This is a genomic window from Pseudomonas sp. K2I15 (genome assembly GCF_002204795.1).
In the GTDB taxonomy this organism is placed as follows: Bacteria; Pseudomonadota; Gammaproteobacteria; order Pseudomonadales; family Pseudomonadaceae; genus Aquipseudomonas.
In genome coordinates this window covers 96,046-108,443 of the sequence record NZ_NIXO01000007.1, presented here as the reverse complement: position 1 = coordinate 108,443, position 12,398 = coordinate 96,046, and the positions used below count along the sequence as shown (strand labels likewise).

General features: G+C 61.3%; 8 protein-coding genes and 1 pseudogene. 5 read left to right on the top strand and 4 right to left on the bottom strand.

The window, feature by feature from the left end:
* Positions 1-14: 14 nt before the first annotated feature.
* Both putP and CEC48_RS30950 read right to left on the bottom strand, forming a co-directional pair.
* Positions 15-1,499: a sodium/proline symporter PutP gene (gene putP, locus CEC48_RS07225; RefSeq protein ID WP_088423108.1), complete on the bottom strand. Its 1,485-nt coding sequence runs from the start codon at positions 1,497-1,499 to the stop codon at positions 15-17.
* 120 nt (positions 1,500-1,619) lie between these two features.
* The gene (locus CEC48_RS30950) at positions 1,620-1,925 is read right to left on the bottom strand and encodes a hypothetical protein (RefSeq protein ID WP_176438683.1); all 306 of its coding nucleotides are present in this window, start codon (positions 1,923-1,925) and stop codon (positions 1,620-1,622) included.
* 29 nt (positions 1,926-1,954) lie between these two features.
* Here CEC48_RS30950 and putA point away from each other — a divergent pair, with 29 nt between their 5' ends.
* Positions 1,955-5,908, top strand: coding sequence for a trifunctional transcriptional regulator/proline dehydrogenase/L-glutamate gamma-semialdehyde dehydrogenase (gene putA / locus CEC48_RS07220; protein WP_088423107.1), 3,954 nt, complete (start codon positions 1,955-1,957; stop codon positions 5,906-5,908).
* Positions 5,909-6,137: 229 nt separating this feature from the next.
* Positions 6,138-7,940 carry an acyl-CoA dehydrogenase gene (locus CEC48_RS07215; protein WP_088423106.1) on the top strand — a complete coding sequence of 601 codons (1,803 nt, stop codon included), beginning with the start codon at positions 6,138-6,140 and terminating at the stop codon, positions 7,938-7,940.
* Here the strand turns inward: CEC48_RS07215 and CEC48_RS07210 are convergent.
* A complete protein-coding gene (locus CEC48_RS07210; RefSeq protein WP_088423105.1) occupies positions 7,937-8,230 on the bottom strand; it encodes a cell division protein ZapA in 294 nt (97 codons plus the stop codon). The genes CEC48_RS07215 and CEC48_RS07210 overlap by 4 nt on opposite strands.
* Entirely contained in the window at positions 8,227-8,457 is a 231-nt protein-coding gene (locus CEC48_RS07205) for a hypothetical protein (RefSeq protein ID WP_010169256.1), read from the bottom strand. The genes CEC48_RS07210 and CEC48_RS07205 overlap by 4 nt, the downstream gene beginning before the upstream one ends.
* A gap of 223 nt (positions 8,458-8,680) precedes the next feature.
* Here CEC48_RS07205 and CEC48_RS32105 point away from each other — a divergent pair.
* From CEC48_RS32105 to CEC48_RS07195, 3 genes and pseudogenes are all read left to right on the top strand, one after another.
* Positions 8,681-9,454, top strand: a pseudogene (locus CEC48_RS32105) (MCP four helix bundle domain-containing protein); the annotation flags it as partial.
* A gap of 33 nt (positions 9,455-9,487) precedes the next feature.
* Positions 9,488-10,360, top strand: a complete 873-nt coding sequence (locus tag CEC48_RS32100; protein ID WP_371917749.1) for a methyl-accepting chemotaxis protein — start codon at positions 9,488-9,490, stop codon at positions 10,358-10,360.
* Positions 10,361-10,593: 233 nt separating this feature from the next.
* Positions 10,594-12,336 (top strand): potassium/proton antiporter, encoded by a 1,743-nt coding sequence (locus CEC48_RS07195; RefSeq protein ID WP_088423103.1) that lies wholly within the window; start codon positions 10,594-10,596, stop codon positions 12,334-12,336.
* The last annotated feature ends 62 nt before the right edge of the window (positions 12,337-12,398 follow it).

Below are 12,398 nucleotides of genomic sequence, written 5' to 3'. Positions count from 1 at the left end.
CAGGCCCCCGCCGATTACTTGTTGAGGTTGTAATCCGCCTCGGCCGCATCAAAACGCTGAACCATGCCAGCCGTCGGCGCGCCCAGCTTGCTCACGAAGTAGATCGCCAGGCTCGCGAAGATGAAGCCCGGGATGATTTCGTACAGGCCCAACAAGCTGAAGTGTTTCCACACGATCACGGTGATCGCGCCCACCAGGATGCCCGCCAGTGCGCCATTACGCGTCATGCCTTTCCACAGCACAGAGATCAGCACGACAGGACCGAACGCAGCCCCGAAACCAGCCCAGGCGTAGCTCACCAGGCCCAGCACGCGGTTTTCCGGGTTGGCGGCCATGGCGATAGCGATCAACGCCACCAGCAGCACCATGGCGCGACCGACCCACACCAGCTCAACCTGGGAAGCATTTTTGCGCAGGAAGGTTTTATAGAAGTCTTCGGTCAGGGCGCTGGAGCACACCAGCAACTGGCAGCTCAGGGTGCTCATTACCGCAGCCAGAATGGCCGACAGCAACACACCGGCAATCCATGGGTTAAACAGCAGCTTGGCCAGTTCGATGAACACACGCTCGTGGTTCTCGGTCACTGGGCCGGCCACTTCCGGGTGCGCCGAAAAGTAGGCGATACCGAAGAAGCCCACCGCCACGGTGCCGCCCAGGCACAGGATCATCCAGGTCATGGAGATGCGGCGCGCCTTGGCAATCGACTTCACCGAATCCGCCGCCATGAAACGCGCGAGGATGTGCGGCTGGCCGAAGTAACCCAGGCCCCAGCCCATCAGCGAAATGATGCCGATGAAGGTGGTATTTTTCAGCATGTTGAAGTTGTCAGGGTTCTGCGCTTCGATTGCCAGGAAAGTCGTGTCGACGCCACCGGTGGCCAGCAGCACGATGATCGGCGTCAGGATCAGGGCGAAGATCATCAGCGTGGCTTGTACGGTGTCAGTCCAGCTCACCGCCAAGAAACCACCAACAAAGGTGTAGGCAATCGTCGCTGCAGCACCGGCCCACAGCGCAGTCTCGTAGGACATGCCGAAGGTGCTTTCAAACAGGCGGGCACCGGCCACGATGCCGGAAGCGCAGTAAATGGTGAAGAACACCAGGATCACCACCGCAGAGATGATCCGCAGCAGGCCGCTTTTATCTTCGAAGCGGCTGGAGAAGTAATCCGGCAGTGTCAGGGCGTCGCCGTTGTGCTCGGTCTGCACCCGCAGGCGGCCGGCTACAAACAGCCAGTTCAGGTAGGCACCGACGATCAGGCCGATGGCGATCCAGCTTTCCGACAGGCCAGACATGTAGATCGCGCCGGGCAAGCCCATCAGCAACCAGCCGCTCATGTCCGAGGCGCCTGCCGAGAGCGCTGTAACCACGCTGCCGAGGCTGCGACCGCCCAGAATGTAGTCGGAAAGGTTGTTGGTGGAGCGATAGGCCATAAAGCCGATCAGCACCATGGCAGCGATATAGATCACAAACGTGATCAGGGTAGGATTACTTACGCTCATTGAGTTACGCCCTGGCTTTGTTTTTATGTAGCGGCGGCCTGTCAGGACGGCCACCCACTCGCAAGTGGATACGACGCCTGGAGCCGCGCATTTAGGACTGACGTTTCCCCAGGAAAGCCATCAGCCGATGAACCGTCCGTAGGAGGTTGCACCTTGGGCGCGAATGCTATTCAACAAAGCAAATAAGGTGCAACCAGTTTCTTGAGAATAAGTTGCACCTTGATGTGTTTTTCGCAAAACGCCGTGTTTTTGCTCCTTTTCGGAGCAAGCACAGCCAAAGTCAGAACCAATTGCACCACGGCACAGCCGATTCGGCTGCACTGATAAATTTTCCCGATCAGCATCAAAAAAATCATGGATAAAAAGGGTTGCACCCGGTTGCACCTCTCTCGGCGCAAAGCTAATCTTGCCGCCAGCTGATGCCACGCAGTAGTGGCACCCATGAGGATAAAAAGATGGCTACGACCACCCTTGGGGTCAAACTTGACGACCCGACCCGCGAGCGCCTGAAGGCGGCCGCGAGCTCCATTGATCGCACGCCGCACTGGCTGATCAAGCAGGCGATTTTCAATTACCTGGAGAAACTCGAGGGTGGTGCAACCCTGGCCGAGCTCAACGGCATGAGCAGCAAGGATGCGGAAGAAGCCGGCGAGGTCCAGACCGACCACGCCCACCAGTGCTTCCTGGAGTTCGCCGAGAGCATCCTGCCGCAATCGGTACTGCGCGCTTCGATCACCGCCGCTTACCGTCGCCCCGAGCCGGAAGTAGTACCGATGCTGATCGAGCAGGCGCGCCTGCCAGCAGCAATGGCCGAGGCCACCAACAAGCTCGCCTCTTCAATCGCCGAGAAACTGCGCAATCAGAAAAGCGCCGGCGGCCGTGCAGGCATCGTCCAAGGCCTGCTGCAGGAATTTTCCCTGTCGTCCCAGGAAGGCGTAGCGCTGATGTGCCTCGCCGAAGCGCTGCTGCGCATCCCGGACAAGGGCACCCGCGATGCGCTGATCCGCGACAAGATCAGCACCGGCAACTGGCACCCGCACCTGGGCAACAGCCCGTCGCTGTTCGTCAACGCCGCCACTTGGGGTTTGCTGCTGACCGGTAAATTGGTCGCCACCCACAACGAAGCCGGCCTGACCTCATCCCTGAGCCGCATCATCGGCAAGAGCGGCGAGCCGATGATCCGCAAGGGCGTCGACATGGCCATGCGCCTGATGGGCGAGCAGTTCGTCACCGGCGAAACCATCGCCGAAGCCCTGGCCAATGCGAGCAAGTTCGAAGCCAAGGGCTTCCGTTACTCCTACGACATGCTCGGTGAAGCCGCACTCACCGAACACGATGCCCAGAAGTACCTGGCCTCGTATGAACAAGCCATCCACTCGATCGGCAAAGCATCCCACGGCCGCGGAATTTATGAAGGCCCGGGCATTTCCATCAAGCTCTCGGCACTGCACCCGCGTTACAGCCGTGCGCAATACGAGCGCGTGATGGACGAGCTGTACCCGCGCCTGTTATCGCTGACGTTGCTGGCCAAGCAATACGACATCGGCCTGAACATCGACGCCGAAGAAGCCGACCGCCTGGAGCTGTCGCTGGACCTGCTGGAACGCCTGTGCTTCGAGCCGCAACTGACTGGCTGGAACGGTATCGGTTTCGTGATCCAGGCCTACCAGAAGCGTTGCCCGTATGTGATCGACTACGTGATCGACCTGGCCCGCCGCAGCCGCCATCGCCTGATGATCCGCCTGGTGAAAGGCGCGTACTGGGACAGCGAAATCAAACGCGCCCAGGTCGAAGGGCTGGAAGGCTATCCGGTGTACACCCGCAAGGTGTACACCGACGTTTCCTACATTGCCTGCGCACGCAAGCTGCTCTCGGTACCGGAAGTTATCTACCCACAGTTCGCCACCCACAACGCCCACACCCTGTCGGCGATTTACCACATCGCCGGTCAGAACTATTACCCCGGCCAGTACGAGTTCCAATGCCTGCATGGCATGGGTGAGCCACTGTACGAGCAGGTTGTAGGCAAGGTCTCCGAAGGCAAGCTGAACCGTCCGTGCCGCGTGTACGCACCGGTCGGTACCCACGAAACATTGCTGGCTTACCTGGTGCGTCGCCTGCTGGAAAACGGCGCCAACACTTCGTTCGTCAACCGCATCGCCGACCAATCCATCTCGATCCAGGAGCTGGTGGCCGATCCAGTGGCCAGCATCGAGCAGATGGCGACGCTGGAAGGCGGCTTCGGCCTGCCGCACCCGCGTATCCCGCTGCCGCGTGACCTGTATGGTGCCGAGCGCGCCAACTCCGCCGGTATCGACCTGGCCAACGAACACCGCCTGGCGTCGTTGTCCTGCGCCTTGCTGGCCACTGCCCACAACGACTGGAAAGCCGCGCCGATGCTCGGTTGCGCCTCCAGCAATGAAGCCGCTGCGCCGGTGCTGAACCCGTCCGATCTGCGTGACGTGGTTGGCCATGTGCAGGAAGCGACTGTCGAAGACGTCGACAACGCTATCCAGTGCGCCTTGAACGCTGGGCCGATCTGGCAGGCCACCCCGCCCGCTGAACGCGCCGCGATCCTGGAGCGTGCCGCCGACTTGATGGAAGGCGAGATCCAGCCACTGATGGGCCTGCTGGCCCGCGAAGCCGGCAAGACCTTCGCCAACGCCATCGCCGAAGTGCGTGAAGCCGTGGACTTCCTGCGTTACTACGCGGTGCAGGCCCGTAACGATTTCACCAACGACGCCCACCGCCCACTGGGCCCGGTGGTGTGCATCAGCCCGTGGAACTTCCCGCTGGCGATCTTCAGTGGCCAGGTCGCCGCTGCACTGGCCGCCGGTAACCCGGTACTGGCCAAGCCTGCCGAGCAAACGCCATTGGTGGCCGCACAAGCCGTGCGCCTGCTGCTGGAAGCCGGGATTCCGCAAGGCGTGCTGCAACTGCTGCCGGGCCAGGGCGAAACCGTCGGTGCCCGCCTGGTGGGTGATGAGCGCGTCAAGGGCGTGATGTTCACCGGTTCCACCGAAGTTGCGCGCTTGCTGCAACGCAACGTCGCCGGTCGCCTGGATGCACAAGGTCGTCCGATCCCACTGATCGCCGAAACGGGTGGTCAGAATGCGATGATCGTCGATTCCTCAGCGCTGACCGAACAAGTGGTGATCGACGTCGTGTCCTCGGCCTTCGACAGTGCCGGCCAACGCTGCTCGGCCCTGCGCGTACTGTGCTTGCAGGAAGATTCCGCTGATCGTGTCATCGAAATGCTTAAAGGTGCCATGGCCGAATGCCGCCTCGGTAACCCGGAGCGCCTGTCGGTGGATATCGGCCCGGTGATCGACGCCGAAGCCAAGGCCGGCATCGAGAAACACATCCAGGCCATGCGCGACAAAGGCCGCAACGTTTACCAGGTCGCCATTGCTGATAGCGAAGAGGTCAAGCGCGGCACGTTCGTGATGCCAACCCTGATCGAGCTGGAAAGCTTCGACGAACTGCAACGGGAGATCTTCGGCCCGGTGCTGCACGTGGTGCGCTACAAGCGCAAAGAGATCGACCAGCTCATCGCGCAGATCAATGCTTCCGGCTATGGCCTGACCCTGGGCGTGCACACCCGTATCGACGAGACCATCGCCAAGGTGATCGACAACGTCCATGCCGGTAACGTCTACGTTAACCGCAACATCGTGGGTGCCGTGGTCGGCGTGCAACCGTTCGGCGGCGAAGGCCTTTCGGGTACCGGCCCTAAAGCTGGCGGCCCACTGTATCTGTACCGCCTGCTGTCGACTCGCCCTACGGATGCTATCGAGCAATCCTTCGTCCGCGGTGATGCACTGGCCGCACCGGATGTTCGCCTGCGGGATGCCATGAGCAAGCCTTTGGGCGCCCTGCAAACCTGGGCCGACAGCAACAAGCTCAGCGACTTGAGCGCCCTGTGCGTGCAGTTCGCGGCGCAATCCCAAAGCGGTATCACTCGCCAACTGGCCGGCCCGACCGGCGAGCGCAACAGCTACGCCATCCTGCCCCGCGAGCACGTGTTGTGCCTGGCGGAAGTGGAAGGCGACCTGCTGACGCAACTGGCGGCCGTGCTGGCAGTCGGCAGCTCGGCGGTATGGCCGGACACTGAATTGACCAAGGCCGTATTCGCACGCTTGCCGAAGGATCTTCAGGCGAAGATCAAGCGGGTGGCGGACTGGACCAAGGATGAAACCGTGTTTGATGCCGTGCTGCATCATGGCGATTGCGACCAACTGCGCGGGGTTTGCCAGCAAGTGGCCAAGCGCGGTGGGGCGATTGTCGGGGTTCACGGCTTGTCTTCGGGCGAAACAGGGATTGCCCTGGAGCGCCTGGTGATCGAGCGGGCGTTGAGCGTCAACACCGCTGCGGCGGGTGGTAACGCCAGCCTGATGACTATCGGCTAACTGACGAAACGCGGTCAAAATATGGGAGCGGGCTTGTTCGCGAATGCGGTGGATCAGTCAGTACATCTGGCGACTGACACTGCGCATTCGCGAGCAAGCCCGCTCCCACACTGACCGCGCTTGCAACTCACCGCTGTTGTTTGGCCCCTCCATCACCCAGATCAATCTTGCTATCCAGCCTCTATTTGCGCACTTAGACTCAGGCCCATTCCCACACAGGTAAGCCGCCATGTCCGAGACGCTGCTCAGTTCCCGCAATCTGGCTTTCGAGCTGTACGAAGTCCTCGATGCCGAGGGCCTGACACAGCGCGAGCGGTTTGCCGAACACAACCGCGAAACCTTCGACGCCGCCATCGGCACCGCCCGCAGCATTGCCGAGAAGTTCTTCGCCCCGCACAACCGCAAGGGCGACGAAAACGAGCCACGCTACGAGAACGGTCAGGCGATTCTGATTCCGGAAGTGAAACCGGCGGTGGATGCCTTCCTCGAAGCCGGCTTTCTCAACGCCGCCCGCAGCTTCGAAGCCGGTGGCATGCAGCTACCGACCCTGCTGTCCCAAGCGTGTTTCGCACACTTCCAGTCGGCCAACGCCGCTTCCACGTCCTACCCATTCCTGACCATGGGCGCCGCCAACCTGATCGAGAGTTTCGGCACCCTCGAACAGAAACAACGCTTCCTGCAACCGATGATCGAAGGCCGTTTCTTCGGCACCATGGCCTTGACCGAACCCCATGCCGGCTCATCACTGTCGGATATTCGTACCCGCGCAGAGCCGGCGGCTGACGGCAGCTACCGCCTCAAGGGCAACAAGATCTTCATCTCGGGCGGCGACCACCCGCTGTCGGAGAACATCGTGCATATGGTGCTGGCCAAGCTGCCGGATGCGCCCGCCGGAGTGAAGGGCATTTCGCTGTTTATCGTGCCCAAGTTCCTGGTCAACGATGACGGCAGCCTGGGCAAACGCAACGACGTGCTGCTGGCCGGCCTGTTTCACAAGATGGGCTGGCGCGGCACCACCTCCACAGCACTGAACTTCGGCGATAACGGCGAGTGTGTCGGCTATCTGGTGGGCAAGCCGCACCAGGGCCTGAGCTGCATGTTCCAGATGATGAACGAGGCACGCATCGGCGTGGGCATGGGCGCAGTGATGCTCGGTTACGCCGGCTACCTGTACTCCCTGGAATACGCCCGCGAACGTCCGCAAGGCCGCCTGCCCGACAGCAAAGACCCCAACACCGCGCCGGTGTCGATCATCCAGCACGCCGACATCAAGCGCATGCTGTTGACGCAAAAAGCCTACGTGGAAGGCGCCTTCGACCTTGGCCTGTACGCGGCGCGGCTGTTCGATGACACCACCACCCTGGAAACCGAAGCTGCGCGCAAACAGGCCCATGAGTTGCTGGACCTGCTGACGCCGATCGTCAAATCCTGGCCATCGGAGTTTTGCCTGAAGGCCAACGAACTGGCGATCCAGATCCTCGGCGGCCACGGCTACACCCGCGAATACCCGGTGGAGCAGTACTACCGCGACAACCGCCTGAACCCGATCCATGAAGGCACCCACGGCATTCAGTCGCTGGACTTGCTGGGGCGCAAACTGGCGCAGAACGGCGGCGCGGGCTTGAAACAACTGATTCGCCTGATCGCCGAGACCGGCGCGCGGGCCCAGGAATACCCGTCGCTGACCGCGTTACGGGAACCCCTGGAACAGTTGGTGGCGCGCCTGCAAAGCGTCACCCTCGGCCTGTTGACGGATCTCGCCCAGGGCAAGGTCAACAGCAGCCTGGCGAATTCGGCGCTGTACCTGAAAGTGTTTGGGCATACGGTGATTGGCTGGCGCTGGCTGGAACAGGCGATTCGCGCCGAGGAAGGGCTGGCCAAGGGCAATGCTGCCGATGTCGCCTTCTATAAGGGCAAGCTCCAGGCCGCCCGGTACTTCCTGACGTGGGAAATACCGGGCTGCCATCATGAACTGGCGATTCTCGAGGCGCGTGATGACACGTGCCTGGGGATGCAGGATGAGTGGTTCTAAGGCTGTCCGATCGCCTTGGAAATCACCTCGACCGTGGCGCTGACTTGCTCTTGGTAACGGTCGAGTTCCTGCTGGTGACGCTTTTGCATTTCGATCTGCTCGGCGCACAGGTTCAGCGCCGCCAACACCAATAGCTTGTCACCGATCAGCGTCGGGTACTTTTTCTTGGTGGTGGCCAGGGATGCCTTGAGCATCGTCACGGCGCTCATCAGGGTGTTGTCTTCCCCCTCCGGCGCCTTGATCGAGTAATCCTCACCGAGAATCGAAACGACCTTTATCCCTTCATTCATGCGCCGACAGGACCTGCGCTCACACGCTCAACCAACGCCTGGATACGGGCAGCGGTGGCGCCCTGCTTTTCTTCCTGTTCCATCAGGTTCAGCTGCAAGCTGTCGTTTTCATCCTTGGCGCGAGCCAGTTCGGCCTTGAGGGATTCGTTGGTGCCCAGCAGATCCTGGTTCTGCTGTACCAGGTCGCTGACCAGTTGTTCCAATTGGCTGAGGGATGCTTCTAACATTTTGATTTCTCGGGCTTTTTCAAAGGGCGGTGACGATAAAGAAAATTCACCTCGGATGCCAGGGTTATCCCTGGCGCGGGGCCTTGATTTTACAGGGCAGGCCACGCTTTCGAGCCTTAGTGACTGCATTTATGGCATCTGGTTCCTGAATCCCGTCGGCCCGTCCAAATCTGCGACAAAAGCGCGCACCCCCTCAAGACTTTAGTCGTATGACCGATACGTCATGGATACCCCGCCCAAACCCCGCATGGATCGCGCTTCTCCCCAGGATCACAGCATGTCTCTTCGTAATATGAATATCGCGCCGCGGGCATTCCTCGGCTTCGCGTTGATTGGTGCGTTGATGTTGTTTCTCGGCGTGTTCGCACTGAACCAGATGAGCAAGATTCGCGCGGCGACAGAAGACATCACCCTGAGCAGCGTGCCGAGCATTCGCGCCCTGGACGAATTCACCCAGCTGACCCTGCGCCTGCGGGTGCTGTCCTATCGCCTGCTGACCAACCGCGAACCCGACGTCCAGCAAAAGACCCTCGAATCGTTTGATCTGCGCAATCAGCAGATTCGTACCGCCCAGGCGGTCTACGAGAAGCTGATCGACAGCCCTGAAGAGCGCAGCACCTACGACGAGTACGTGCGCCTGCTGGCCCAGTACCATCAGATCGAAGAGCGCATGAAGAGCCTGTCCCGGGCCAATCAGGTGGAAGAGCTGCGCACGCTGCTGAACACCGAGCTGCTGAACAACTCGGATCAGGTCAACGCCGTACTGAGCCGCCTGCTGGACATCAATAACAAAATGGCCCTTGCCACCAACCAGCAAGCCTCCGACCAGTACGACCTGGCCTTTGAGCTGGTGGTGATCCTGCTGATCCTGGCCACTGCACTGACCATGCTGTTCGCCTGGTTACTGACCCGCAGCATCACCCAACCGATCGCCCAGGCCCTGGACGCCGCCGAAGAGATCGCCGAAGGCAACCTGACGCGCCCAATCAAGGTCGAAGGCAACGACGAAGCCGGCCGGCTGCTGCTGGCGATGGCCAAGATGCAGGACAAGTTGAAGGACACCTTGCAGCGCATCGCCGGCTCGGCCACCCAACTGGCCTCTGCAGCGGAAGAACTGAACACGGTGACCGACGAAAGCGCCCGTGGCCTGACCCAGCAAAACAACGAAATCGAACAGGCCGCCACAGCCGTCAACGAGATGACCAGCGCGGTTGAAGAAGTGGCCCGCAACGCGGTCAGCACCTCCGAAGCCTCGAAAAACGCCACCAGTTCCGCAGGCGATGGCCGTGACCTGGTGCAGGAAACCGTCAGCGCCATCGAGCGCATGAGCAGCGACGTGCAAGCCACCGCGACCCTGATCGGCAACCTGGCGGAAGAGTCCCGGGACATCGGCAAGGTACTGGACGTGATTCGCGGCCTGGCCGACCAGACCAACCTGCTGGCGCTGAACGCGGCGATTGAAGCCGCACGTGCTGGCGAAGCCGGCCGTGGTTTTGCGGTGGTGGCGGATGAAGTGCGGGCCCTGGCCCATCGCACACAGCAGTCTACCAGCGAGATCGAGCGGATGATCGGCAGCATTCAGGCCGGTACCGAGCATGCGGTGGACTCGATGCGCAACAGCACTGAGCGGGCGGAATCGACGCTGAATATTGCCAAGGGTGCGGGCATGTCGCTGGATACTATCAATACCGCCATCGTTGAAATCAACGAGCGCAACCTGGTGATTGCCAGCGCCGCTGAAGAGCAGGCACAGGTGGCGCGGGAAGTGGATCGCAACCTGGTGAATATTCGTGATTTGTCGGTGCAATCGGCCACCGGCGCCAGCCAGACGAGTGCGGCGAGCAGCGAGCTGTCGCGCCTGGCGGTGGATTTGAACGGGATGGTGGGGCGGTTCAGGCTTTAACTGACACCGCATCACTAAAATGTGGGAGCGGGCTTGCTCGCGAATGCGGTGTGTCAGTCACCTTAGTGGTTGGCTGATCCACCGCATTCGCGAGCAAGCCCGCTCCCACATTAGATATGCGCCAGCCATTCAAACCTTTTTGACAGCACAGCAATTCAACAGGTTAGAATCGCTGGCACGCAGACTGCATGGTCAGTTTGCGTCTCGTCTTACCTACTCATGGAGTACTGCCTTTGAATGCGACGACCATCAACAGCCTGTTCTTGATCGGCGCGTTGCTGGTAGGTGCGAGCATTCTGGTGAGTTCTCTTTCGTCCCGCTTAGGCATCCCGATTCTGGTGATCATCCTGGCCGTGGGCATGATCGCCGGCGTCGACGGCGGCGGCATCATCTTCGATAACTACCCCACCGCCTACCTCGTGGGCAACCTCGCCCTGGCCGTGATCCTGCTCGATGGCGGCTTGCGAACACGGGTGGCGAGTTTTCGCGTGGCACTCTGGCCCGCGCTGTCGTTGGCGACGGTCGGGGTGCTGATCACCACCGGCCTCACCGGCATGGCAGCCGCTTGGCTGTTCAACCTCAACATCATTCAAGGCTTGCTGATCGGCGCCATCGTCGGTTCCACAGACGCCGCCGCCGTATTCTCGCTGCTGGGCGGCAAGGGCCTGAACGAAAGGGTCACCGCCAGCCTGGAAATCGAATCCGGCAGCAACGACCCGATGGCGGTGTTCCTCACCGTCACTCTGATCGACATGCTCGCCAGCGGCCAGACTGGCCTGCACTGGAACTTGCTGGGCCACCTGATCCGCGAGTTCGGCATCGGCGGCATCATTGGCCTGGGCGGCGGCTGGTTGATGCTGCAAATGGTCAACCGCATCAACCTGGCCAACGGCCTGTACCCAATCCTGGTGATCTCCGGCGGCCTGTTCGTGTTCGCCCTGACCAACGCCTTGCACGGCAGCGGCTTCCTCGCGGTGTACCTGTGCGGCCTGGTGATCGGCAACCGCCCGGTGCGCAGCCGTCATGGCATCTTGCACATGCTCGACGGCATGGCCTGGCTCGCGCAGATCGGCATGTTCCTGGTGCTGGGCCTGTTGGTCACGCCCCATGATTTGCTGCCCATCGCGCTGCCGGCCCTGGGCCTGGCGCTGTGGATGATCCTGTTTGCACGACCACTGTCGGTGATGGTCGGCCTGCTGCCGTTCAAGGCCTTCCACGGTCGAGAGAAAGCCTTTATCGCCTGGGTGGGGCTGCGCGGCGCGGTTCCGATCATTCTGGCGGTGTTCCCGCTGATGGCCGGCCTGCCCCACGCGCAGCTGTACTTCAACCTGGCGTTCTTTATCGTGCTGGTGTCGTTACTGGTGCAGGGCACGAGCCTGCCGTGGGTCGCCAAATTGTTGAAAGTGACGGTGCCACCCGAGCCCGCGCCGATCTCCCGCGCGGCCCTGGAAGTGCACGTCACCAGCGAGTGGGAGCTGTTCGTGTACCGCCTGGGCGCCGAAAAATGGTGCATCGGCGCCGCCCTGCGCGAGCTGAAAATGCCCGAAGGCACGCGGATCGCCGCGCTGTTTCGTGGCCAGCAACTGCTCCATCCGTCGGGTAGTACAGTGCTGGAAGTCGATGATTTGCTCTGCGTGATCGGCCATGAACACAACCTGCCGGCCCTCGGCAAACTGTTCAGCCAGGCACCACAACGGGGCCTCGACCTGCGCTTCTTCGGCGACTTTGTATTGGAAGGCGACGCCCAGCTGGGCGCGGTGTCGGCGCTGTACGGACTCAAGCTCGAAGGTATCGACCCGGACATGCCACTGAGCCGCTTCATCACCCAGAAAGTGGGAGGTGCACCAGTGGTCGGCGACCAAGTGGAATGGAACAACACCATCTGGACCGTCGCGGTCATGGACGGGAACAAGATCGGCAAAGTCGGCGTCAGATTCCCCGAAGGAAGTCGCCCGGGCCCCGGACTCTTCCTCTAAACTGCGGGGCGACGGCGCGCCAGTCGATGTCAGGACGCCCCCTATTTATCACCTTGCTCGAC

Coding starts and splice junctions, on each gene's coding strand:
- putP (WP_088423108.1), bottom strand. CDS start 1,499: ATGAGCGTAAGTAATCCTACCCTGATCACGTTTGTGATCTATATCGCT.
- putA (WP_088423107.1), top strand. CDS start 1,955: ATGGCTACGACCACCCTTGGGGTCAAACTTGACGACCCGACCCGCGAG.
- CEC48_RS07215 (WP_088423106.1), top strand. CDS start 6,138: ATGTCCGAGACGCTGCTCAGTTCCCGCAATCTGGCTTTCGAGCTGTAC.
- CEC48_RS07210 (WP_088423105.1), bottom strand. CDS start 8,230: ATGAATGAAGGGATAAAGGTCGTTTCGATTCTCGGTGAGGATTACTCG.
- CEC48_RS07205 (WP_010169256.1), bottom strand. CDS start 8,457: ATGTTAGAAGCATCCCTCAGCCAATTGGAACAACTGGTCAGCGACCTG.
- CEC48_RS32100 (WP_371917749.1), top strand. CDS start 9,488: ATGGCCAAGATGCAGGACAAGTTGAAGGACACCTTGCAGCGCATCGCC.